Source organism: Variovorax sp. TBS-050B, assembly GCF_029893635.1.
Lineage (GTDB): Bacteria > Pseudomonadota > Gammaproteobacteria > Burkholderiales > Burkholderiaceae_C > Variovorax.
Window position 1 is genome coordinate 990,944 of sequence record NZ_JARXYR010000002.1, and the last position, 22,131, is coordinate 1,013,074.

The 22,131-nt window shown below is 68.7% G+C and carries 22 protein-coding genes; 4 read left to right on the top strand and 18 right to left on the bottom strand.

Annotated features, from left to right (window positions below; translation table 11 throughout):
- Positions 1 to 20: 20 nt before the first annotated feature.
- Positions 21 to 464, top strand: coding sequence for a thioredoxin TrxC (gene trxC, locus M2165_RS07685; RefSeq protein WP_280814074.1), 444 nt, complete (start codon positions 21 to 23; stop codon positions 462 to 464).
- A 9-nt stretch (positions 465 to 473) separates the two neighbouring features.
- Here the strand turns inward: trxC and M2165_RS07690 are convergent, their stop codons facing one another.
- The 18 genes from M2165_RS07690 to M2165_RS07775 form a co-directional block, all read right to left on the bottom strand.
- A complete protein-coding gene (locus tag M2165_RS07690) occupies positions 474 to 3,242 on the bottom strand; it encodes a ligase-associated DNA damage response DEXH box helicase (RefSeq protein WP_280814075.1) in 2,769 nt (922 codons plus the stop codon).
- Complete coding sequence (locus tag M2165_RS07695; RefSeq protein WP_280814076.1) at positions 3,239 to 4,921, bottom strand: ATP-dependent DNA ligase; 1,683 nt, start codon at positions 4,919 to 4,921, stop codon at positions 3,239 to 3,241. Before M2165_RS07695 ends, M2165_RS07690 begins: the two co-directional genes overlap by 4 nt.
- Complete coding sequence (locus tag M2165_RS07700; protein WP_280814077.1) at positions 4,918 to 5,952, bottom strand: ligase-associated DNA damage response exonuclease; 1,035 nt, start codon at positions 5,950 to 5,952, stop codon at positions 4,918 to 4,920. Before M2165_RS07700 ends, M2165_RS07695 begins: the two co-directional genes overlap by 4 nt.
- Positions 5,953 to 6,049: 97 nt before the next feature.
- Positions 6,050 to 7,213, bottom strand: coding sequence for a Gfo/Idh/MocA family oxidoreductase (locus M2165_RS07705; protein WP_280814078.1), 1,164 nt, complete (start codon positions 7,211 to 7,213; stop codon positions 6,050 to 6,052).
- A 1-nt stretch (position 7,214) separates the two neighbouring features.
- Positions 7,215 to 8,177: a substrate-binding domain-containing protein gene (locus tag M2165_RS07710; RefSeq protein ID WP_280814079.1), complete on the bottom strand. Its 963-nt coding sequence runs from the start codon at positions 8,175 to 8,177 to the stop codon at positions 7,215 to 7,217.
- A 62-nt stretch (positions 8,178 to 8,239) separates the two neighbouring features.
- Entirely contained in the window at positions 8,240 to 9,250 is a 1,011-nt protein-coding gene (locus tag M2165_RS07715; RefSeq protein WP_280814080.1) for an ABC transporter permease, read from the bottom strand.
- Between the two features lie 114 nt (positions 9,251 to 9,364).
- Entirely contained in the window at positions 9,365 to 10,891 is a 1,527-nt protein-coding gene (locus M2165_RS07720; protein WP_280814081.1) for a sugar ABC transporter ATP-binding protein, read from the bottom strand.
- Complete coding sequence (locus tag M2165_RS07725) at positions 10,888 to 12,057, bottom strand: ROK family protein (RefSeq protein WP_280817492.1); 1,170 nt, start codon at positions 12,055 to 12,057, stop codon at positions 10,888 to 10,890. Before M2165_RS07725 ends, M2165_RS07720 begins: the two co-directional genes overlap by 4 nt.
- A gap of 198 nt (positions 12,058 to 12,255) precedes the next feature.
- Positions 12,256 to 12,675: a F0F1 ATP synthase subunit epsilon gene (locus tag M2165_RS07730; RefSeq protein WP_280814082.1), complete on the bottom strand. Its 420-nt coding sequence runs from the start codon at positions 12,673 to 12,675 to the stop codon at positions 12,256 to 12,258.
- Between the two features lie 12 nt (positions 12,676 to 12,687).
- A complete protein-coding gene (gene atpD, locus M2165_RS07735; RefSeq protein ID WP_280814083.1) occupies positions 12,688 to 14,088 on the bottom strand; it encodes a F0F1 ATP synthase subunit beta in 1,401 nt (466 codons plus the stop codon).
- A gap of 136 nt (positions 14,089 to 14,224) precedes the next feature.
- Positions 14,225 to 14,632, bottom strand: coding sequence for a hypothetical protein (locus tag M2165_RS07740; protein WP_280814084.1), 408 nt, complete (start codon positions 14,630 to 14,632; stop codon positions 14,225 to 14,227).
- A 90-nt stretch (positions 14,633 to 14,722) separates the two neighbouring features.
- Positions 14,723 to 15,598: a F0F1 ATP synthase subunit gamma gene (gene atpG, locus M2165_RS07745; RefSeq protein WP_280814085.1), complete on the bottom strand. Its 876-nt coding sequence runs from the start codon at positions 15,596 to 15,598 to the stop codon at positions 14,723 to 14,725.
- A gap of 116 nt (positions 15,599 to 15,714) precedes the next feature.
- Positions 15,715 to 17,268 (bottom strand): F0F1 ATP synthase subunit alpha, encoded by a 1,554-nt coding sequence (gene atpA / locus M2165_RS07750; RefSeq protein WP_280814086.1) that lies wholly within the window; start codon positions 17,266 to 17,268, stop codon positions 15,715 to 15,717.
- A gap of 49 nt (positions 17,269 to 17,317) precedes the next feature.
- A complete protein-coding gene (locus tag M2165_RS07755; RefSeq protein WP_280814087.1) occupies positions 17,318 to 17,848 on the bottom strand; it encodes a F0F1 ATP synthase subunit delta in 531 nt (176 codons plus the stop codon).
- Positions 17,849 to 17,855: 7 nt separating this feature from the next.
- The gene (locus tag M2165_RS07760; RefSeq protein WP_280814088.1) at positions 17,856 to 18,326 is read right to left on the bottom strand and encodes a F0F1 ATP synthase subunit B; all 471 of its coding nucleotides are present in this window, start codon (positions 18,324 to 18,326) and stop codon (positions 17,856 to 17,858) included.
- A gap of 34 nt (positions 18,327 to 18,360) precedes the next feature.
- On the bottom strand, positions 18,361 to 18,618 hold the full coding sequence (gene atpE, locus M2165_RS07765) for a F0F1 ATP synthase subunit C (RefSeq protein ID WP_157616185.1): 258 nt from the start codon (positions 18,616 to 18,618) through the stop codon (positions 18,361 to 18,363).
- Between the two features lie 49 nt (positions 18,619 to 18,667).
- A complete protein-coding gene (gene atpB / locus M2165_RS07770; protein ID WP_280814089.1) occupies positions 18,668 to 19,546 on the bottom strand; it encodes a F0F1 ATP synthase subunit A in 879 nt (292 codons plus the stop codon).
- Positions 19,547 to 19,570: 24 nt separating this feature from the next.
- Positions 19,571 to 20,044 carry an ATP synthase subunit I gene (locus M2165_RS07775; protein WP_280814090.1) on the bottom strand — a complete coding sequence of 158 codons (474 nt, stop codon included), beginning with the start codon at positions 20,042 to 20,044 and terminating at the stop codon, positions 19,571 to 19,573.
- A gap of 157 nt (positions 20,045 to 20,201) precedes the next feature.
- Here M2165_RS07775 and M2165_RS07780 point away from each other — a divergent pair, with 157 nt between their 5' ends.
- From M2165_RS07780 to lipB, 3 genes are read left to right on the top strand one after another with little or no spacing between them, the layout of a single operon-like run.
- On the top strand, positions 20,202 to 21,104 hold the full coding sequence (locus M2165_RS07780; protein WP_280814091.1) for a D-amino acid aminotransferase: 903 nt from the start codon (positions 20,202 to 20,204) through the stop codon (positions 21,102 to 21,104).
- On the top strand, positions 21,101 to 21,415 hold the full coding sequence (locus M2165_RS07785; protein ID WP_280814092.1) for a DUF493 family protein: 315 nt from the start codon (positions 21,101 to 21,103) through the stop codon (positions 21,413 to 21,415). The genes M2165_RS07780 and M2165_RS07785 overlap by 4 nt, the downstream gene beginning before the upstream one ends.
- A gap of 19 nt (positions 21,416 to 21,434) precedes the next feature.
- Positions 21,435 to 22,127, top strand: a complete 693-nt coding sequence (gene lipB, locus M2165_RS07790; RefSeq protein ID WP_280814093.1) for a lipoyl(octanoyl) transferase LipB — start codon at positions 21,435 to 21,437, stop codon at positions 22,125 to 22,127.
- Positions 22,128 to 22,131 lie beyond the last annotated feature (4 nt).

Here is a 22,131-nt window from a genome sequence, read left to right on the forward strand (position 1 = left end):
GCGGACCCCAGTTTCCGCGGATGACCGAGGAAACGCTGCACATCGTCTGCCCGCACTGCCACACCACCAACCGCGTGCGCGCGGCGCAGCTCGGCAGCGCGCCGGACTGCGGCAGCTGCCACCGGCCGCTGTTCGGCGGGCATTCGGCGGCCCTGCCCGACGAGCGCAGCTTCGACCGCCACATCGCGCGCAACGAGATCCCGGTGCTGGTCGACTTCTGGGCGCCATGGTGCGGCCCCTGCCGCCAGATGGCGCCGGCCTACGAACAGGCCGCGGCCCAGCTCGAGCCGCGCGTGCGGCTCGCCAAGGTCGACACCGAGGCGGTGCCCGCGCTGGGCGCGCGCTTCAACATCCGCAGCATCCCGACGCTGGCGCTGTTCAAGGGCGGCCGCGAGGTCGCGCGGCAGGCCGGCGCGACGGGCGCGGCGGACATCGTGCGCTGGGTCCGGGCGCACGGCGGCTGACGCGCCGGCTCAGAGCGGCGGCAGCGGCCGCGAGGAACGGCGCGGCCGGCGCTCGCGCCGCGGCGCGCCGGCCGGCTTGTCGGGGCCCTCGTGGCCGAAGGCGAGCGTGCTCCTCACGCGCTCGACGCCGCCCGCGGTGACCACGCCGCCCGCGGCCTTCTCGAGCTGCTCGACCATGCGCGCGATGCGGTCGGCCACGTTCTCGTTCGAGAGCTTCTCGCGGAACAGCTCCACCATGAGCGGAAAGGCGAACGGCGTGGGCCGCGCGAGCGCCTGCAGCACCAGCCGCTGCCCGGCCATGCGCGCCAGGCTCGCGCGCAGGCGGCCGATCTCCAGCTCCTGCGCGAGCAGCTCCTGCTCGGCCTGCTGCAGCAGCCGGTTGGCCGGGTCGTACTTGCGGAACACCTCCCAGAACAGCGACGACGAAGCCTGGAGCTGCCGGTTGCTGCGCCGCTCGCCCGGGTAGCCCTGGAACACCAGCCCCGAGACGCGCGCGATCTCGCGGAAGCGGCGCTGCGCGAGCTCGCCTGCATTGAGCGAGGCCAGCACTTCGTGCAGCAGCTCGGCATGCGCGTCCTCGCCCTGCGGCAGCCGCAGCACCTGCGGCAGCAGCGCGGGCCAGTCGACCGGCACCGCGCTGAGCAGCTCGAAGCCGTAGTCGTTGACCGCGATCGAGAAGGTGCGCGCATCGTGCTGCGCCACGCGCCAGGCCAGCAGGCTCGCCAGGCCCATGTGCACCTGCCGCCCCGCGAACGGATAGAGGAACAGGTGCGAGCCTTCGCGCGTCGTGAGCGTTTCGGCCAAAAGCGTCTGCGGCGTGGGCAGGGCCGACCACTGCTGCTGGATGTCGAGCAGCGGCCGCACGCACTGCAGCTCGGGCGTGTCGTAGCGCCCCTCCCCCGCGAGCGCGAGCTGCTGCACCACCGCGTCGGCCAGCGTGGTCGACAGCGGCATGCGCCCGCCGTTCCAGCGCGGCACCGCGGCGCGCTTGCCGGTGGCGCGCCGCACCCAGGCCGTCATGTCGTGGATGCGCACGAGTTCGAGCAGCCGGCCGCCGAAGAGAAAGCAGTCGCCGGGCTTCATGCGCGCGACGAAGCTCTCCTCCACGCTGCCGATGCGGCTGCCGCCCAGGTACTGCACCGCCATGCTCGCATCGCTCACGATGGTGCCGATGTTCATGCGGTGCCGCCGCGCGAGCCGCGCATCGGGCACGCGCCACACGCCTTCGCCATCGGGCACGGCGCGGCGGTAGTCGGGGTAGGCGGCGAGCGAGGGTCCGCCCTGCGACACGAAGCCCAGGCACCAGTCCCAGCTCTCGCGCGAAAGCGCCGCATAGGCCGCGGTGCCGCGCACTTCGTCGTAGAGATCGTCGGGCCGGAAGCCGCCGCCGAGTGCCACGGTGACCAGATGCTGCACCAGCACGTCGAGCGGCTGCGCCGGCGTGTGGCGCGCCTCGATGTGACCGGCCGCGATGGCCGCTCGCGCGGCCGCGCCCTCGACCATCTCGATGCTGTGCGTGGGCACCAGCGTGATGCGCGAGGGCCGGCCCGGCGCATGGCCCGAACGGCCCGCGCGCTGCAGCAGCCGCGCCACGCCCTTGGGCGAGCCGATCTGCAGCACGCGCTCCACCGGCAGGAAGTCCACGCCCAGGTCCAGGCTCGAGGTGCAGACCACGGCCTTGAGTTCGCCGCTCTTGAGGCCGAGCTCGACCCACTCGCGCACTGCGCGGTCGAGCGAGCCGTGGTGCAGCGCGATGCGCCCGGCCCAGTCGGGCCGCGCCTCGAGCATCGCCTGGTACCAGATCTCCGCCTGCGAGCGCGTGTTGGTGAACACCAGCGTGGTGCTGCTCGATGCGATCTCGTCGAGCACCTGCGGCAGCATCGTGAGGCCGAGGTGCCCGCCCCACGGAAAGCGCTCCGCGCGGCCGGGCAGCAGCGAATCGACCACCAGCTTCTTGGGCACCGCGCCCTGCACCAGCACGCCTTCGGTCGCACCCAGCAGCGCATGCATCGCCTCCTGCAGGTTGCCGAGCGTGGCCGACATGCCCCAGACCGCGAGCCCCGCGTTCCAGCGCTTGAGGCGCGCGAGCGCGAGCTGCACCTGCACGCCGCGCTTGTTGCCGAGCAGCTCGTGCCATTCGTCGACCACCACCAGCCGCACATGGCCGAGCACCTCGCTGGCGTCGGCGCGCGCGAGCAGCAGCGAGAGGCTCTCGGGCGTGGTGACGAGCGCGGTGGGCAGCCGCTCGTTCTGCGCGCTGCGCTCGGCCGAGGAGGTGTCGCCGCTGCGCGCGCCGGCGCTCCAGCGGTGCAGCGCGATGCCCTGCGCGTCCATGGCCTCGAGCGGCTGCTGCAGCGCGCGCAGCGTGTCGGCGGCGAGCGCGCGCATCGGCGTAATCCAGAGCACGGTGAGCGGCGGCGCGACCGCCTTGCCGCTGCGCGTGCGCGGCGGCACCGCCGCGGACGAGAACGCCTGCAGCGCGCCGAGCCACACCGCATAGGTCTTGCCCGCGCCGGTGGTCGCATGCAGCAGGCCGGAGCGGCCTTCGGCCATGGCCTTCCAGACCTCGCGCTGGAACTTGAAGGGCTTCCAGCCGCGTTCGGTGAACCAGGCGTTGAGCGCGGCCTTGACGGTCTTGCTCCTTCCCCCGCTGGGGGAAGGCGGGGATGGGGGCACGGGGCGCTCGCCGGACACCGGACCTTGGATGCGCCGCTTGCCCCCACCCCTGCCCTCCCCCGGAGGGGGAGGGAGAAATCCGGGGTCCGTCGGCGCGCTCATACCGGCAGCAGCGCCGCGAGCGTCTGCAAGGTATCGGCCTCCTCCACCGGCTTGTCCTCGCGCCAGCGCAGCATGCGCGGAAAGCGCACCGCGATGCCGCTCTTGTGGCGCGTGCTGCGCGCGATGCCCTCGAAGCCGAGCTCGAACACCAGCGTGGGCTCCACGCTCTTCACCGGGCCGAAGCTCTCGACCGTGGTGCGGCGGATGATGGCGTCCACGCGCGCCATCTCGGCATCGGTCAGGCCCGAATAGGCCTTGGCGAAGGGCACGAGCTTGCGTCCCGCCTGCTCCGGCGGACCGTCCCAGACCGCGAAGGTGTAGTCGCTGTAGAGGCTCGCGCGCCGGCCGTGGCCGCGCTGGGCGTAGATGAGCACCGCGTCGACGCTGAGCGGATCGATCTTCCACTTCCACCACACGCCCACGTCCTTGGTGCGGCCGACGCCATACTGCGCGTCGCGGCGCTTGAGCATCATGCCCTCCACGCCCATGCTGCGCGCCGCCTCGCGCTGGCGCGCGAGCTCGTTCCAGTCGGCGCCGGCGAGCATCGGGCTCGGCAGCAGCGCGGGGTGCCGCATGTCGCCAACGAGCGCATCGAGCAGCGCGCGGCGCTCGGACTGCGGCAGCGCGCGCAGGTCGCGCCCCTGCCATTCGAGGAGGTCGTAGGCCAGCAGGACCACCGGGATCTCGCGCAGCAGCTTCGCGCCGAGCGTCTTGCGGCCGATGCGCTTCTGCAGCTCGGCGAAGGGCTGCACGCGGCCTTCATCACCCTCGGGCGCCGCCTCGTCCCGGCGCCAGACCGCGATCTCGCCGTCGAGCACCGTGCCGTCGGGCAGCGCCTCGCCCATGGCCGCGAGTTCGGGAAAGCGGTCGGTCACGAGTTCCTCGCCGCGCGACCAGAGCCAGACCTGGCCCGCGCGCTTGACGAGCTGCGCGCGGATGCCGTCCCATTTCCATTCGACGATCCAGTCCGCGGGCGGGCCGAGCGTGGCGTCGAACTGCGCGAGCGGCAGGTTGAAGGCGTGCGCGAGGAAGAAGGGATAAGGCTGGCCGCTGGTCTTCTGCACCTGCTCCGCATCGGATTCGGGTGCGATCAGCGCGCGGTAGTCGGTCGCGCCCGGCCGCCCGCCGATGTGGGTGTAGCCCATGAGCCGCTGGGCCACGCGCTTGGGGTCGATGCCGCCCACGGCCGCGAGCGCCTGCGTGACCTGCAGCTTCGAGACGCCGACGCGGAAGGCGCCGGTGATGAGCTTGAAGTACACCAGCCGCTCCTCGGCCGCGAGCCGGCGCCACTGGGCGCGCAGCCGCGACGGCAGCTCATCGGGGGCGGACTTGCCGGCCTCGCGCAGCGGCAGCAGGTGTTCCTCGACCCAGCGCGCGAGGCCGAGGTCGTGCGCCTCGGTGGGCGGCGGCAGCAGCAGCGCGATGGTCTCGGCCAGGTCGCCGACCGCGTCGTAGCTTTCGTCGAAGAGCCATTCGGGCAGGCCGGCCGCCTCCTGGGCGAGCAGGCGCAGCAGCTTGGTCGGCACCAGCTGGCGCGGCTTGCCGCCCGCGAGGAAGTACACGGCCCAGGCGGCATCGGCCGGGTCGGCCTCGCGCAGGTAGCGCTGCAGCGCCGCCTGCTTGGCAAGGCTCGAGGTGCTGGCGTCGAGCTCGCGGTAGAGCGCGGCGAAGTCCTTCACGGCGCGGCCTCCGGCGCTTCCTGCGCGTCCTCGTCGCCGTATTCCGTCTTGAAGCCCTGCGCCTGCAGACCGTTCTCCGTCAGCCAGCGCACCATCACCTGCACGCTGCCGTGCGTGACGAACACGCGCTCCGCCCCCGTGCCTGCGATCGCGTCCTGCAGGCCCGGCCAGTCGGCATGGTCGGACATCACGAAGCCGCGGTCCACGCCGCGCCGCCGGCGCGTGCCGCGCAGCTGCATCCAGCCGCTCGCGAAAGCATCGGCATGGTTGCCGAAGCGCCGCATCCACGGCGTGCCCTGCGCCGAGGGCGGTGCGAGCACCAGCGCGCGCTTGAGCAGCGCGGCATCGACGCCCGGGTCGGTCACGCGCAGCGTCGGCGGCAGCGCCACGCCCGCGGCGCGGTACACCGCATTGAGCGGCTCGACCGCGCCATGCACCACGATCGGCCCGATCGACGCATCCACGCCGTGCAGGATGCGCTGCGCCTTGCCGAAGGCATAGCAGAACAGCACCGACGCGCGGCCGGCCTCCGCGTTGGCGCGCCACCAGGCGTCTATCTCGGCGAACAGCGCGGCCTGCGTGGGCCAGCGGTAGATCGGCAGCCCGAAGGTCGACTCGGTGATGAAGGTGTCGCAGGGCACCGGCTCGAAGGGCGGACAGGTGCCGTCGGGCTCGGTCTTGTAGTCGCCCGAGGCCACCCACACGCGGCCGCCATGTTCGAGCCGCACCTGCGCCGAGCCGAGCACATGGCCCGCAGGATGCAGCGACACGCGCACGCCGTGGTGCACGATCGCCTCGCCGTAGGGCAGCGTCTGCAGGCGGATGTCGGCGCCGAGCCGCGTGCGCAGCGTGCCGGCGCTGTCGGCATGGGCGAGGTAGTGCGCATGGCCGAACCGTGCGTGGTCCGAATGCGCATGCGTGATGACCGCGCGCGCCACCGGCCGCCACGGGTCGATGTAGAAATCGCCGGGCGGGCAATAGAGCCCCTCGGGTCGGGCAACGACGAGGTCTTCGGCAGGCGTTGCGGGCATGGCACGCCATCGTAGGCGCAGCGCAGCCGTGCGGCGCCGAACGGCGGCCGCAATGCGGTGTGGGCCGGCGCCTACTTGGCGCCGGCCGGGCGCGACCTCACCAGGGCGTCCACTTGGCTTCGCTCCTGGCCGACGCCACCGTCCGCTCGATGAAGCGCACGCCGCGCGCGCCGTCTTCCACGCGCGGGTAGTCGGCCGCGGCGGGGTCGGCCTGCCGGCCCTCGAGCCGTGCGCGGATGTCGGCCGCGACGCCGGCGTAGATGTTGGCGAAGGCCTCGATGAAGCCTTCGGGATGCCCGGCCGGCAGCCGGCTCGCGCGCTGCGCCGCTTCGCACAGCCAGGGCGAGCCGCGCGTGAGGATGCGCTTCGGCCCGTCGTGCGGCAGGTGCACGAGCTGGCTCGGCTGCTCCTGCCGCCATTCGAGCGTGCCCAGCGTGCCCGAGATGCGCAGGCGCAGGTCGTTCTCCAGGCCGGTGTTGATCTGCGAGGCGATCAGCACGCCGCGCGCGCCGCCGTGGAAGCGCAGCAGCAGGCTGCCGTCGTCGTCGAGCAGGCGGCCCGGCACCAGTGCGCCGATGTCGGCGCAGAGGCTCTCGATCTCGAGACCGGTGATGCTGGCCACCAGATTCTCGGCATGCGAACCGATGTCGCCGATGGCGCCGCCCGCGCCGCTCTTCGCGGGGTCGGTGCGCCAGTCGGCCTGCTTGTTGCCGCTGCCCTCGAGCTGGCTCGCGAGCCAGCCCTGGTTGTATTCGACGACGATCTTTCGCAGCTCGCCGAGCTGGCCCGCGCGCACCATCTCGCGCGCCTGCCGCACCATCGGGTAGCCGGTGTAGTTGTAGGTCACGCCGAACACCGTGCCCTGCCTGGCCACGCTCGCGACCAGCGCATCGGCCTGCGCGCGCGTGTGCACGAGCGGCTTGTCGCACACCACGTGGAAGCCGGCGTCGACGAAGGCCTGCGCGACGGGGTAGTGCACATGGTTGGGCGTGACGATCGAGACGAAGTCGATGCGCTCGTCGGCCGGGCGCTTCAGCTCGTCCGCCAGCAGCGCCTGCCAGTCGCCGTGGTTGCGGTCGTCCGCGAGGCCGAGGTCCGCGCCCGATGCGCGCGCCTTCTCGGCATGGGACGACAGCGCACCCGCGACGAGCACGATCTGCCCGTCGAGCGCCATGGCCTTGCGGTGCACGGCGCCGATGAAGGCGTCGCGCCCGCCGCCGACCATGGCGTAGCGCAGCTTGCGTGGTGCGATCTCTGTCACCTCAGAACGGGGAGTTGGGGTGGTAGAAGTCTTTGGCGTTTTCCTTGGTGATCAGCACCGAAGGAATGATCGTCGTCGCGGGCAGCTTCTCGCCCTTCAGGCGCGCCTCGGCCGTGAGCTTGATCGCGTCGTAGATGAACTTGGGCGAGTAGCTCACGTCGGCCGTGATGCGCTTGTCCTTGCCGTCCATGATGGTCTTCACCATGTTCTTGGCGCCCGCGCCGCCGAAGACGATCTTGATGTCGTCGCGCTTGGCCTGCTCGATGGCCTTGAGCACGCCCACGGCCATGTCGTCGTCGGCGGCCCAGATGGCGTCGATGTTCTTGAAGCGCGTGAGATAGTCCTGCGTCACCTTGAAGGCGTCGTCGCGGTTCCAGTTGGCGTACTTGGCGTCGAGCAGCTTGATGTCGGGATGGTTCTTGAGCACCGCGTTGAAGGCGTCCATGCGCTCGTTGTCGAGCGTGGTGGCGATGCCGCGCAGCGCCACGACGTTGCCCTTGCCGCCGAGCTGCTTGACGATGTACTCGGCCGGAATGCGGCCGAAGGCGGTGTTGTCGCCGGCCACGTAGGCGTCCTGCGCGCTGGTGTCGGTGAGGCCGCGGTCGACCACGGTCACGTAGGCGCCCTTGGCCTTGACCTGCGCCACCGGCTTGGTCAGCGCGGCCGACTCGAACGGAAACACCACGAGCGCGTTGATCTTGGTGACGGTCGAGAGGTCCTGCAGCTGGTTCGCCTGCTCGGGCGCATTGGCCGCGGTCTTGATCGTGATCTTCAGGTCCTTGTGCTGCTTCTCGAGGTCCTTCTTCGCCTGGTTGGCCCAGTAGTTGATGCCGCCCATGAAGCTGTGCGTGGCCGCGGGGATCGAAACGCCGAGGTTGACCTTCTCCGCGGCGAGCGCGGGCAGGGCCGCGAAAGCGGCGGCGGCAACCGCCGTGAGTGCGGCGCGTCGGGTGAATTTCGTCATGCTGGATGTCTCCTCTTGGGTGGATGGAACGAACGAACGAACGAACGGAACAGGGAATGCGGCTAGCGCCTGCCTCTTTGCAGGAAGGCGACGACGATGATCACGAAGCCCTGCACGGCGGCATTGAGGTACACGCTGATGATGCTCGTGAGGTTCAGGATGTTGCTGATGACCGAGAGCAGGACCGCGCCCACCACCGTGCCCGTGATGCTGCCCGCGCCGCCCTTGAGCGCGGTGCCGCCGACGATCACCGCCGCGATCGCCTCGAGCTCCCACAGCAGGCCGGTGGTCGGCGAGGCCGAGCCGAGGCGCGGCACGTAGAGCAGCGTGGCGATGCCCACGCACACGCCGAGCAGCACGTAGGTGAGGATCTTCACGCGGTCCACGTCCACCGCCGCATAGCGCGCGACCTGTTCGTTCGAGCCGATGGCCTGCACGTAGCGGCCGTAGGCCGTGCGGTTCAGGATCACGCCGCCGACGATCGCCACGACCACGAACACCCACACCGGCACCGGAATGCCCGCGAGGCTCGCGTAGTACACCGGTGCGTAGAGGTCCGACAGCTCGTTGTCGAGCGTGAGCGCACCGCCGTCGGCGAAGTAGGTGAGATAGGCACGGAAGATGCCGAGCGTGCCCAGCGTCACGATGAAGGGCTCGATGCGCCCTTTGGTGATCAGCAGGCCGTGCGCAAGCCCGAACAGCGCGCCCAGCACCACGGCGAGCACCGCGCCCAGCGCCACCGCCATCAGCGGCGAGCCCGAGGCGGGCCCGGCCCAGTTGATGAACATGATCACGCTGCCCGCGATCAGCGCCGCCATCGAGCCCACCGAAAGATCGATGCCGCCCGAGATGATGACGAAGCACATGCCCACCGCGATGATGCCGATGAAGGCGGTGCGCGTGAGCACGTTCATCGCGTTGTCGACGGTCGCGAAGTCGCTGTTGAGCAGCGTGCCGGCGATGCACAGCAGCACGAGGCCGATGACCGGGCCGAGCCCGTGCAGGTGCTCGGTCCAGCGCGGGCGCGTCGGGTTGCGGTGCGTTGTTTCAGCGGAGTCTGGAGTGGAGGCCATGTCTTCTATCGATTTCGGGGAACACCGCGGAACCGGCTCGGCCGGGCCGCTGGTGTTGCCCCCGGCGAGGGGATGGGCGAAGCGACACGAAGTGCGCGCAGCCTGGGGGAGTACTCATCTTGTTCCGGTGGCATGAGCGATGAGCTCCTCTTCTGTCAGTTGGGCTGCGTCGAGCGTGGCGACGAGCTGGCCCGCACGCATCACCGCGACGCGGTGGCACAGGCCGATCAGTTCCATCAGCTCCGACGAGACGACGATCACCGCGAGCCCTTCGCGGGCGAGTCGCTGGATCAGGAAATAGATGTCGCGCTTGGCGCCCACGTCGACGCCGCGCGTGGGCTCGTCGAGCACCACCACTTTCGGCTTCGGCTGCAGCACCTTGGCGAGCGCGAGCTTCTGCTGGTTGCCGCCCGAGAGCGACGAGGCCCTGACGTCGAGCGAGCCGGTGCGGATGCCGTAGTCCTTCACCGCCTCGGCGAGCGCGCCGCGTTCCGCGTCGGGCTTCAGCCACGGCCTGGCGTAGCGTTCGAGCGCCATCAGCGTGAGGTTCTGGCGCAGGCCGAAGTGCACGTGCAGGCCCTTGCCCTTGCGGTCTTCGCTGAGGTAGGTGAGGCCGTGGCGTGCGGCATCGCGGGGGTTGCGCCAGCCCTTGCCGTGCGGCACCGTGCGGCCGAGCATCTCGACCACGCCGCCTGCGGGCCGCAGGCCGAGCAGCCCCTCGAACAGCTCGGTGCGCCCCGCGCCGACCAGGCCCGCGAAACCGAGGATCTCGCCCGGGCGCACCTCGAAGCTCACGTCCCGCGCCCATCCGGGCACGCTGAAGCCCTGCACGCGCATCGCAGGTGCGCCGTCGGCGGCGACCGGATCGCGCGGCGGATAGAGGTCGGCGAGCTCGCGGCCCACCATCAGGTTGGCCATCTGCTGGCGCGAGACCTCGGCCGTGGGCGCACGCGCGACGAAGCGGCCGTCGCGCATGACGATGACCTCGTCGGTCACGCGTTCCACCTCGTCGAGCTTGTGCGAGATGTAGACGATGGTCACGCCGTCGGCGCGCAGCTGCGCGATCAGCTTGAACAGCCGCTCGGTCTCGCCGGGCGTGAGCGTCGCGGTGGGCTCGTCCATCACCAGCAGGCGCGCATGGCGAGCGATGGCCTTCGCGATCTCGACGAGCTGCTTCTCCGCGACGATGAGGCGGCGCACCTTGGTGCGCGGGTCGATGTTGAGGCCCACGGCCGCGAGCGCCGCGGCGGCGTCGCGCTCCATCGCGGCGTCGTCGAGGAACAGGCCCCGCTTGCGTTCGTGGCCGAGGAAGATGTTCTGCGCCACGCTGAGGTCTTCGGCGAGGTTGAACTCCTGGTGGATCAGCACGATGCCCAGCGCCTCGGCATCGCGCGAGCCGGCGAACTGCTGCGGCGCGCCGTTCACGCGCAGGGTGCCGCCGCTGAGGCTTTCGTAGCCCGAGAGGATCTTCATCAGCGTGGACTTGCCCGCGCCGTTCTCGCCCAACAGTCCGTAGACCTTGCCGGGCGCGAGCCCAAAGCTCACGCCGTGCAGCACCTGCACCGGGCCGAAGGCCTTCACCACGCCATCGAACTCGACGGCGACATGGCGGCGCCTGGCGTTCTCGCCGGCTGCATTCATGGCGCGATCCCCCTGGCCTTGAGCGTCTCGTGCATCGCGAGCACGCCCGCGCCGATCAGGCCGCCCTGGGTGCCCAGCGGCGTGTACTGGATCTCGAGGTGCCGCGTCGACAGCGCGAGCGAGCGCTGGTACACGCTCTGGCGCACGGCTGCGAGGAACAGCGGCCCGATGCGCGTGATGCCGCCGCCGATGAACACATGCGAGGGGTTGAAGAAGTTGACCACCGACGCGAGCATCTGGCCGATCAGGTTGCCCGCGCGCTGGATGATGCCGTTGGCCGCGGTGTCGCCCGCGCGGCTGGCCTGCCCCACATCGACCGCATCGATGCGGCCGTGCCGGCGCAGGCAGTCGGCGAGCAGCGCGCTCTCGCCGGCCTCGGCCGCCTGCACCGCCATGCGGGTGATCGCGGGGCCGGCCGCCATCGCCTCGACGCAGCCGAGGTTGCCGCAATGGCAGCGCGGCCCCTCCTGGTCGACGCAGATGTGGCCCACGTCGCCGGCCGAACCGGCCGCGCCGCGGTAGACCTCGCCGTGGCAGACGATGCCGCAGCCGATCCCGGTGCCGATCTTGATGACGAGGAAATTGCTGAGCGCGCGCTTGAGCCGCCAGAGCTCGCCGAGCGCCATCAGGTTCACGTCGTTGTCGACGAAGACCGGTGCGGCGTAGTCCTCGCGCAGGTAGTCGCGGATCGAGAAGCTGTCCCAGGCCGGCATGAGCGGCGGGTTGACGAGCTGGCCGATCTCGAAGTTGACCGGCCCGGGCACGCCGATGCCGATGCCGAGCACGTCCTTCGCGCCGCAGTGGCAGCGCGCGAGCAGTTCGCGCATCAGCGTGCGCACGCGCGCCAGCACCACGGCCGGGCCTTCGCGCACGTCGGCGGGTTCTTCGTGCTGCGCGAGCACGCTGAGGTCGGGCCGCAGCACCGCCACGTCGAGGCTGGTGGCGCCGATGTCGATGCCGACCAGCACGCCGAGCCCGGCATGCAGCTGCAGGTTCTCGGCGCGCCGCCCGCCCGAGGAGCGCTGCAGGCCCGCCTCGGCCAAGAGGCCCTGGTCGACGAGGCCGGCGATCAGCGCGTTGGCCTTGCTCTTGGAAAAGCCGAGCCGCTCGGCCATGACATGGCGCGATCCGCCGGCCGACCAGAAGGTCGTTTCCAGCAGCCGCATCTCATCGGCGGTGATGCCACTCCAGCGTGCCACGCGTCATGTCTCCGGTTCTTGTCTCGCGCCGAATACTAGGCGTGCTGCTTCAGCCAGACAAGGCTGAACTTTGGCCAAATTCAAACCAAAGATGCTGCATTGCCGGAAGGAGCCGGACGCAAAAAAGCCGCCCGAAGGCGGCTTGTTGGCCACAGCGTGGGCGGTTTACTTCTTCTGGCGGTACTTGCGCAGGGCGGCGATCTGGGCAGCCATGACGGCCAGCTCGGACTGCGCCATCGCGATGTCGATGTCGCTCTTGGCGTTCTTGAGCGCTTCCTCGGCGGCCGCGCGGGCCTGGTTGGCCTTCTCGTCGTCGAGGTCCTTGCCGCGGATCGCGGTGTCGGACAGCACGGTGACGGCGTCGGGCTGCACTTCGAGGATGCCGCCGGCCACGAAGACGAATTCCTCGCCGCCGTCGGCCGTTTCGATGCGCACCGCACCGGGACGGATGCGCGTGATCAGCGGGGTGTGGCGCGGATAGATGCCGAGCTCGCCGGCTTCACCGGGCAGCGCGACGAACTTGGCTTCGCCCGAGAAGATCGACTCTTCCGCGCTGACCACGTCCACATGAATGGTGCCTGCCATGGTGATTCCTTCTTAAGCGACCTTCTTGGCCTTCTCGAACGCCTCGTCGATGGTGCCGACCATGTAGAACGCCTGCTCGGGCAGGTGGTCGGCTTCGCCGTTGACGATCATCTTGAAGCCGCGGATGGTCTCGGCCAGCGGCACGTACTTGCCGGGCGAGCCCGTGAACACTTCGGCCACGTGGAAGGGCTGCGACAGGAAACGCTGGATCTTGCGGGCGCGGGCCACGGCCAGCTTGTCTTCGGGCGCGAGCTCGTCCATGCCCAGAATCGCGATGATGTCGCGCAGTTCCTTGTAGCGCTGCAGCGTGCCCTGCACGGCGCGGGCCACGGTGTAGTGCTCTTCGCCGACCACGTTGGGGTCGAGCTGGCGCGAGGTCGAGTCGAGCGGGTCCACGGCGGGGTAGATGCCGAGCGAAGCGATGTCGCGCGACAGCACCACGGTGGAGTCCAGGTGGGCGAAGGTGGTGGCGGGCGACGGGTCGGTCAAGTCGTCGGCCGGCACGTACACGGCCTGGATCGAGGTGATCGAGCCGACCTTGGTCGAGGTGATGCGCTCCTGCAGGCGGCCCATTTCCTCGGCCAGCGTCGGCTGGTAGCCCACGGCGGAAGGCATGCGGCCCAGCAGTGCCGACACTTCGGTACCGGCGAGCGTGTAGCGGTAGATGTTGTCCACGAAGAACAGCACGTCGCGGCCTTCGTCGCGGAACGATTCGGCGATCGTCAGGCCGGTCAGCGCCACGCGCAGACGGTTGCCCGGGGGCTCGTTCATCTGGCCGTAGACCATGGCCACCTTCGAGTCCTCGAGCTTCTCGAGGTTCACGACGCCGGAGTCGGCCATCTCGTGATAGAAGTCGTTGCCCTCGCGGGTGCGCTCGCCCACGCCGGCGAACACCGACAGGCCCGAGTGCGCCTTGGCGATGTTGTTGATGAGCTCCATCATGTTCACGGTCTTGCCCACGCCGGCGCCGCCGAACAGGCCGACCTTGCCGCCCTTGGCGAACGGGCACACGAGGTCGATCACCTTGATGCCGGTTTCCAGCAGGTCCTGCGAGGGCGAGAGTTCGTCGTACGCGGGCGCCTTGCGGTGGATCGAAGCGGTGAGCTCCTGGCCGACCGGGCCGCGTTCGTCGATGGGCGAACCCAGCACGTCCATGATGCGGCCGAGCGTGGCCTTGCCGACCGGCACCGTGATCGGCGCGCCGGTGTTGGTGACCATCAGGCCGCGGCGCAGGCCGTCGGACGAGCCGAGCGCAATGGTGCGCACCACGCCGTCGCCGAGCTGCTGCTGAACTTCGAGGGTCAGCGCGCTGCCTTCGAGCTTCAAGGCGTCATACACCTTGGGCATCTGGTCACGCGGGAACTCCACGTCGACCACGGCGCCGATACATTGGACAATTTTTCCTTCAGCCATGGCGTTTCCTTCTGGATCTCAATAATGTTGCGACAGGTTCTTGCAGAAGCGTCCTTGTGCCATTCCGGGCCGCTTTTGCAAGAATGCCGGACCGACCGGCACCCTTGGTTTCTTTTTGGCTAGAAACTTCTTCCGATCAGCACTTCAGCGCCGCCGCCTGTGCGGCGAAGGCATCGCTCGCGGCCTTGCAGGCCTGGCCCAGCGCGGCCTTGTCGGTGCTCATCGAAGCCCAAGCCGCCTTGGTCTGCTCCACGCTCGCCTTCATCGCGTCGGCGGCCGCGCCGCTCTGGGCGGACACGCAGGCCTGGGCCTTCGCGAGATAGTCGTTGCACTCCTGCGGCAGGTCGGCAGCCGATGCCGTGGGAGCGGCAGCCGGCGCGGCCGGTGCAGCAGCAGGCGCGGGAGCGGGTTCGGGCGCGGCGGCAGGTGCCGGTGCGGGCGCCGGTGCTGCGGCCGGAGCCGGAGCGGCGGCGGGCGCCTCTTCCTTCTTGGAACAGGCAGCCAGCGCGGCCGCGACGGCCATGACAACGAGAAGTTTCTTCATCGAGCAGAGTCCCCTAAAAAAGGCCTTCGGTGGCCGGTCCGCCGAAGCAGCGGATGCCGGACGGCAATGTGGCCTGTTCCATTGCCTCGATCACACGCCGGCAGCCGCAGCGGCGCCGGACACGATTTCCGAAAGCTCTTTGGTGATGCCTGCCTGGCGGGTCTTGTTGTAGACCAGCTTGAGCTCGTTGATCACGTTGCCGGCGTTGTCCGTTGCCGCCTTCATGGCGACCATCCGGGCGGAATGCTCGGACGCCATGTTCTCGGCCACGGCCTGGTAGACCAGCGATTCCACGTAGCGCACCAGCAGCTCGTCGATCACGCTCTCGGGGTCGGGCTCGTAGATGTAGTCCCACGAGTGCTGCCCTTCCTGGACCTTGAGCGAGTCGGCGGCCAGCGGGAGCAGCGTTTCGACCACGGGCTCCTGCTTGATGGTGTTGATGAACTTCGTGTAGCACAGGTACACGGCCGACAGCTTGCCCTCGGCATACGCATCGAGCAGGGTCTTGACCGGGCCGATGAGCTTGTCGAGATGCGGCGTGTCGCCCAGGTGGGTGACGTTCGCCACCACGCGCGCGCCGATGCGGTTCAGGAAGCCCAGGCCCTTGGTGCCGATGGCCACCGTCTCGATCGCGATGCCCGCGCCCTGCGCCTCCCGCAGCTTCGCCGTGACGGCGCGCAGCAGGTTGGTGTTCAGGCCGCCGCACAACCCCTTGTCGCTCGTCACGATGATGAAGCCGACCGCCTTGGCGTCGTTCGTCTTCATGAAGGTGTGGACGTACTCGGGGTTCGCCTGGCCCAAGTTGGCGGCGATGTTGCGGATCTTCTCGCTGTAGGGGCGCGCGGCGCGCATGCGCTCCTGCGCCTTGCGCATCTTCGAGACCGAGACCATTTCCATGGCCTTGGTGATCTTCTTGGTGTTCTCCACCGATTTGATCTTGCCGCGAATCTCTTTACCTGCAGCCATTTATAAGCTCCTGAACTTCTTCCCGGGGCTGCCGTGGAACCGGCTTTGCCGGGCCACTGGCGGCGCCCCCTCGAGGGGGAGGCGGCCGAAGGCCGCTTCGGGGGTGGGCAAATCCATCAGGCGAACGACTTCTTGAAGGCGGTGATGGCGGCGGTCAGTTCGGCCTCGGCGTCCTTGTCGAGCGCCTTGGCCTGCTCGATCTTGTCGAGCAGCGCGCCGTGGCTGGTCTTCAGGAACTGGTGCAGGCCGTGTTCGAAGGACAGCACCTTCTTGACGTCGATGTCGTCCATGAAGCCCTTGTTCACCGCGAACAGCGTGGCGCCCATCAGCGAGATCGGCAGCGGGCTGTACTGGGCCTGCTTGAGCAGTTCGGTCACGCGGGCGCCGCGGTCGAGCTGCTTGCGGGTGGCTTCGTCCAGGTCGGAGGCGAACTGCGCGAACGCAGCCAGCTCGCGGTACTGTGCGAGGTCGGTACGGATACCGCCCGACAGGCCCTTGATGACCTTGGTCTGCGCCGACGAACCCACGCGCGACACCGAGATACCGGCGTTGATAGCGGGGCGGATGCCGGCGTTGAACAGGTTGGTCTCCAGGAAGATCTGGCCGTCGGTGATCGAGATCACGTTGGTCGGAACGAAGGCGGACACGTCGCCGGCCTGCGTTTCGATGATCGGCAGCGCGGTCAGCGAACCGGTCTTGCCCTTGACTTCGCCCTTGGTGAAGGCTTCGACGTAGTCGGCGTTCACGCGGGCTGCGCGCTCGAGCAGGCGGCTGTGGAGATAGAACACGTCGCCGGGGTAGGCTTCGCGGCCCGGCGGGCGGCGCAGCAGCAGCGAGACCTGGCGGTAGGCCACGGCCTGCTTGGACAGGTCGTCATAGACGATCAGCGCGTCCTGGCCGCGGTCGCGGAAGTATTCGCCCATCGTGCAGCCCGAGTAGGCCGACACGTACTGCATCGCGGCCGATTCGGAGGCCGAGGCGGCGACCACGATCGTGTAGTCCATGGCGCCCGACTGCTCGAGCGCGCGCACCACGTTCTTGATCGACGAAGCCTTCTGGCCGATCGCGACGTAGACGCAGGTCATGTTCTGACCCTTCTGGTTGATGATCGCGTCGATCGCCACGGCCGTCTTGCCGGTCTGGCGGTCGCCGATGATCAGCTCGCGCTGGCCACGGCCGACGGGCACCATCGAGTCGATCGACTTGAGGCCGGTCTGCATCGGCTGGTCGACCGACTTGCGGGCGATCACGCCGGGGGCGACCTTCTCGATCACGTCGGTCATCTTGGCGTTGATCGGACCCTTGCCGTCGATCGGCTGGCCCAGCGCATTGACCACGCGGCCGATGAGCTCGGGGCCCACCGGCACTTCCAGGATGCGGCCGGTGCACTTGACCGTGTCGCCTTCGGAGATGTGCTCGTACTCGCCCAGAATCACGGCGCCGACCGAGTCGCGCTCGAGGTTCAGCGCGAGGCCGAACGACGGCGTGCCGTCGGCCGTGGGCGGGAATTCCAGCATTTCGCCCTGCATCGCGTCGGACAGGCCGTGCACGCGCACGATGCCGTCGGTGACCGAGACCACGGTGCCTTCGTTGCGGATGTTGGCACTGACGCCGAGACCCTCGATGCGGCTCTTGATCAGTTCGGAAATCTCTGCGGGATTGAGTTGCATGACTCTTTCCTTCTTTCTGTAAATGGGGCCAACTGGCTGCCGGCCGCCCTCAGGCGGTCAGCGCCGCTTTCATTTGTTCGAGGCGCGCCTTGACCGAGGTGTCGAGCACTTCGTCGCCGACCACGGCGCGGATGCCGCCGATCAGCGAGGGGTCGAGTTCGACCCGCGTCGTGAGCTTGCGCGCGAAGCGCCGCTCCAGCGCGGCGCCCACTTCGTTCAGCGCCGCATCGTCGATCGGGAAGGCGCTGTAGATCACGGCGTCGGCGGCTCCGCTGCGCGCGTTGCACAGGGCACGGAACTGCAGCGCCACCTCGGGCAGCGCGGCCAGCCGGCCGTTGTCGATCACGGTGCGCAGGAAGTTCTTGCCCGCGTCGGGCAGGGACTGCTTCGAAAGCCCGGCGATCAGCTCGAACACCTGCTCGGGCGGCACCTTCGGGTTGGCCGCGAACTGCAGCAGTTGCGGACTGCCGGCGGCAGCCGCCAGCTGGTCGAGCCAGCCGGCCGTGCCGTCGAGATCACCGCCGCAGGCCTTGAACAGCGCTTCGGCGTAGGGACGGGCGATGGTCGCGAGTTCGGCCATGTCGTCCTCAGAGCTCGGTCTTCAGGCGGTTGAGCAAGTCGGCATGAACGCCGGCGTTGACTTCCTTGCGGAGAATCTGCTCGGCACCCTTGACGGCCAGTGCGGCCACCTGCTCGCGCAGCGCTTCGCGCGCACGCACGGCCTGTTGTTCGGCCTCGTCGCGCGCAGCGGCCACGATCTTGTTGGCCTCTTCGGTGGCGCGGCTCTTGGCCTCTTCGATGATCTGCTGGGCACGGCGCTCGGCGTCGGCCAGGCGGTTGGTGGTCTCGTTGCGAGACGCCACCAGTTCCTGCTCGACGCGCTGGTTGGCGGAGGCCAGTTCGGCCTTGGCCTTCTCGGCGGCCGCCAGGCCCGCAGCGATCTTTTGTGCTCGCTCGTCCAGCGCCTTCGCGATCGGCGGCCACACGAATTTCATCGTGAACAGCACGAGCAGCAGGAAGACGATGGCCTGAACGAACAGGGTCGCGTTGATACTCACGGCAACACCTTTCTGGAGTGGCGTTGAACGGAAATTACTTCGGCAGCGCGGCGATGAACGGGTTGGCGAAGGCGAACAGCAGGGCGATGGCCACGCCGATCAGGAACGCAGCGTCGATCAGACCGGCCAAGATGAACATCTTGGTCTGCAGGTCGTTCATGAGTTCCGGTTGACGAGCCGACGACTCGAGGAACTTGCCGCCCATCAGTGCGATACCGATGGAAGCACCGATCGCGCCGAGACCGACGATCAAACCACAAGCCAGAGCGACGAGACCGAGAACGTTTTCCATGATGACTCCTTAGGACAGATTGAAAGCAAACGAAAAGAAAAAGGGGAACTCAATGCGCTTCATGAGCCTGGCCGAGATAGATCAGGGTCAGCATCATGAAAATGAATGCCTGAAGCGTGATCACCAGGATGTGGAAGATCGCCCAGACGGTACCGGCAATGACGTGGCCGATCGGCAACATCACTCCCGAGAACGAGGCCGCCATCGCGCCGCCCATGAGCGCGATCAGCATGAAAACGAGTTCACCCGCATACATGTTGCCGAACAACCGCATGCCATGCGACACGGTCTTGGCGAGGTATTCGATGACCTGCATCAGCAGGTTGATGGGCCAGAGCACCGGATGGGCGCCGAACGGGGCCGTGATGAGCTCGTGGCCCCAGCCGCCCAGACCCTTGATCTTGACGCTGTAGATCAGGCACAGCAGCAGCACCGAGGTCGACAGGCCGAGCGTGGTCGACAGGTCGGCCGTGGGCACGACGCGCATGTAGGCGTGGTGCGGATCGTGGCCGGCGGCCTCGTAGACCTTGCCCCAGAGCGAGGGCAGCAGGTCGACCGGCAGCATGTCCATGGCGTTCAGCAGGAAGATCCAGACGAACACGGTGAGCGCGAGCGGCGCGATGAACTGGCGGCTCTTGGCGTTGCGGATGTTGGCCTTGGCCTGGTTGTCGACCATCTCGACCAGGATCTCGACCGCGGCCTGGAAGCGCCCCGGCACGCCGGGCGTGGCCTTGCGCGCGGCGAGCCACAGCACGAAGCAGCCGAGCGCGCCGACGATCAGCGCGTAGAGCACCGAGTCGAGGTTGATGACGTTGAAGTCCACGATGGCCTTCTGCACCACGGGATTGAGGTTCCAGTCAACCTGCCAGTGCTGGAGGTGGTGAACGATGTATTCACTCGCGGTCGGGGCGTGTCCTTCGGCGGCCATCTTTCAGCGTCTCTTCTTAAACAGTCAAATCCGGTTCAACAACCCGGGCCGCACCAGCAGCGCCACCCAGTACATCTTCATGGCGGCCACCACGCCGGCCAACAAGGCCAGCCAGCTGATGCCCTCGATCAGCCACGGTGCCGCCGCCAGCAAGGCCACGGTCAGACCGATCTTGATCAACTCCCACACAAAAAACCTCAGCATGACGGCCGATTGCGACAGAACACCACGTGCCCTGCGCACCCCCCGGACGAACAGCGCCGCCGGGATGGCCACCGCCATCGCTCCGTAAAACCCCGACACGGCGGCACCCGGCCGCCCGGTCCAGACCCATGCCACTCCGGCCACAAGCAATCCCACGGCCACCTGGGCCCCAATCACCCACCAGGGCGACAATTCGGGATTTTTCTCGCGCAGCCGCTCGGCCTCTTCGGCCGTCAGCGGCTTGAAGTCGGAGACTTCGGCATCGATCTCGGAGACAGGAGCGTTGGTTGTCATTGGAATGCCGCTCGCGTTTGTCACCCGGGAATTTCACAAAGCCATTGATTATAAGTAGAAACCCAGACGGCTCGGCCAACTCCGGCCTCACGTTTGAAAAACGGGGCTTCGCAGCCTGACCGGAACCCGACCGGGCAGCGCCAACCATAATTCCCGCATGCACCCTCTCACCGCCGCCCTTCCCTCCACGCTCTGCTATCTCGATGGCGAATACACCGCGCTCAAGGACGCCAGGATCAGCGTCCTCGACCGCGGCTTCATCTTCGGCGACGGCGTCTACGAGGTCGTTCCCGTCTATCACGGCCAGCCCTTCTGCTTCGAGGCCCACATGGCCCGGCTCGACCGCTCGCTGGCCGAGCTGCAGATCGCCAATCCGCTCACGCCGGCCGAGTGGCGCGCGATCGCCATGCGCCTCGTCGCGCCGGGCGGCGACGCGCCGCAGTCCGTGTACTTTCAGGTGACGCGCGGCGTCGCGCCGCGCGACCACGCGATGGTCAAGGGGCTGCAGCCGACGGTCTTCGTGATGGTGAACCCGCTGCCGCCCGTGGCCGACGCGGTGCGCGCCAAGGGCGTGGCCTGCGTCAGCGCGGAGGACTTCCGCTGGCAGAAGGCCCACATCAAGAGCACCAGCCTGCTGGGCGCGGTGCTGGCGCGGCAGATCAGCGTGGAGGCGGGCGCGGCCGAGACCGTCATGTTCCGCGGCGAATGGCTCAGCGAGGCCTCGTCGAGCAACGTGTGGATCGTCAAGGACGGCGGCGTCTTCGGCCCGCCCAAGGACAACCTGGTGCTCACCGGCATCCGCTACGGCCTGATCGAGCGCCTCTGCGCCGAGCACGGCATTCCGTTCGCGCTGCGCCGCATTGCGCGCGACGAAGTGTCCGGCGCCGACGAGCTGCTGCTCTCGTCGGCCACCAAGGAGGTGCTGCCGGTGTCGACGCTCGACGGCCGGCCCATTGGGAATGGCCGCCCCGGCCCCATCTATCAAACCTTGTACGCGGCTTACCAAGAGGCCAAGCAGCGCAACGCACAGCAGCAGCAACAAGGAGCGACCACCGCATGAACGACAGCAGCAGCACCACAGACACCGGCACGGCGGCCGTTCCCGATCCGCGCAAGGAGTCGCTGATCGAGTACCCATCGAAGTTCCCGATCAAGGTCATGGGCGCGAAGGTGGACGGCTTCGTGCATGCCGTGACCCAGATCGCCGAGCGCTTCGATCCCGTCTTCGACGCCACCACCGTCGAGCTGCGCGACAGCAAGGCCGGCAACTACCTCGGCGTCACCATCACGGTGACGGCGACCAGCCGGGAGCAGCTCGACGACCTCTATCGCGCGCTCTCGAGCCATCCGATGGTCAAGGTCGTCCTCTGACGGGGGACGGGCCGCCGACATGACGGACACGGAAGCCGCAACGATCGAAGTGCAGTGGCTCGGCCGCGCCGACTACGCCGCCACCTACGAGGCCATGCGCCGCTTCACGGCCGAGCGCGGGCCGCACACGCCCGACGCGCTCTGGATGTGCGAGCACGCGCCCGTGTTCACCCAGGGCATCGCGGGCCGGCAGGACCACATCCTCGCGTCCGGCGGCATTCCGGTGGTGCAGACCGACCGCGGCGGCCAGGTGACCTTCCACGGCCCCGGCCAGGTGGTGGGCTATCCGCTGATCGACCTGCGGCGCGCGGGCTACTACGTGAAGGAATACGTGTTCCGCATCGAGGAATCGGTGCTGCGCACGCTGGCCCATTTCGGCGTCACCGGCCACCGGGTGGCGGGCGCGCCGGGCATCTACGTGCGGCTGGACGACCCGTTCTCGCATGCCGCGCTGACCGGGCCGCTGCCCGCGGCCGACCCGTTCCGCGGCCTCGGAAAGATCGCCGCGCTGGGCATCAAGGTGAGCCGCCACGCCACCTACCACGGCGTGGCGCTCAACGTCGAGATGGACCTCGAACCCTTCTCGCGCATCAACCCTTGCGGCTACGCAGGGTTGCAAACGGTCGATCTTTCTACAATCGGGGTCCAAACCACATGGGAAGAGGCCGCCCGGGTGCTGAGCCAGAAGCTCGCCGCCTACCTGGCGCCTTGATGAC

Bases quoted from the DNA above. Each gene is read 5' to 3' on its own strand.
- trxC (WP_280814074.1), top strand. From the start codon at position 21: ATGACCGAGGAAACGCTGCACATCGTCTGCCCGCACTGCCACACCACC.
- M2165_RS07690 (WP_280814075.1), bottom strand. From the start codon at position 3,242: ATGAGCGCGCCGACGGACCCCGGATTTCTCCCTCCCCCTCCGGGGGAG.
- M2165_RS07700 (WP_280814077.1), bottom strand. From the start codon at position 5,952: ATGCCCGCAACGCCTGCCGAAGACCTCGTCGTTGCCCGACCCGAGGGG.
- M2165_RS07710 (WP_280814079.1), bottom strand. From the start codon at position 8,177: ATGACGAAATTCACCCGACGCGCCGCACTCACGGCGGTTGCCGCCGCC.
- M2165_RS07715 (WP_280814080.1), bottom strand. From the start codon at position 9,250: ATGGCCTCCACTCCAGACTCCGCTGAAACAACGCACCGCAACCCGACG.
- M2165_RS07720 (WP_280814081.1), bottom strand. From the start codon at position 10,891: ATGAATGCAGCCGGCGAGAACGCCAGGCGCCGCCATGTCGCCGTCGAG.
- M2165_RS07725 (WP_280817492.1), bottom strand. From the start codon at position 12,057: ATGCGGCTGCTGGAAACGACCTTCTGGTCGGCCGGCGGATCGCGCCAT.
- M2165_RS07730 (WP_280814082.1), bottom strand. From the start codon at position 12,675: ATGGCAGGCACCATTCATGTGGACGTGGTCAGCGCGGAAGAGTCGATC.
- atpD (WP_280814083.1), bottom strand. From the start codon at position 14,088: ATGGCTGAAGGAAAAATTGTCCAATGTATCGGCGCCGTGGTCGACGTG.
- M2165_RS07740 (WP_280814084.1), bottom strand. From the start codon at position 14,632: ATGAAGAAACTTCTCGTTGTCATGGCCGTCGCGGCCGCGCTGGCTGCC.
- atpG (WP_280814085.1), bottom strand. From the start codon at position 15,598: ATGGCTGCAGGTAAAGAGATTCGCGGCAAGATCAAATCGGTGGAGAAC.
- atpA (WP_280814086.1), bottom strand. From the start codon at position 17,268: ATGCAACTCAATCCCGCAGAGATTTCCGAACTGATCAAGAGCCGCATC.
- M2165_RS07755 (WP_280814087.1), bottom strand. From the start codon at position 17,848: ATGGCCGAACTCGCGACCATCGCCCGTCCCTACGCCGAAGCGCTGTTC.
- atpE (WP_157616185.1), bottom strand. From the start codon at position 18,618: ATGGAAAACGTTCTCGGTCTCGTCGCTCTGGCTTGTGGTTTGATCGTC.
- atpB (WP_280814089.1), bottom strand. From the start codon at position 19,546: ATGGCCGCCGAAGGACACGCCCCGACCGCGAGTGAATACATCGTTCAC.
- M2165_RS07775 (WP_280814090.1), bottom strand. From the start codon at position 20,044: ATGACAACCAACGCTCCTGTCTCCGAGATCGATGCCGAAGTCTCCGAC.
- M2165_RS07780 (WP_280814091.1), top strand. From the start codon at position 20,202: ATGCACCCTCTCACCGCCGCCCTTCCCTCCACGCTCTGCTATCTCGAT.
- M2165_RS07785 (WP_280814092.1), top strand. From the start codon at position 21,101: ATGAACGACAGCAGCAGCACCACAGACACCGGCACGGCGGCCGTTCCC.
- lipB (WP_280814093.1), top strand. From the start codon at position 21,435: ATGACGGACACGGAAGCCGCAACGATCGAAGTGCAGTGGCTCGGCCGC.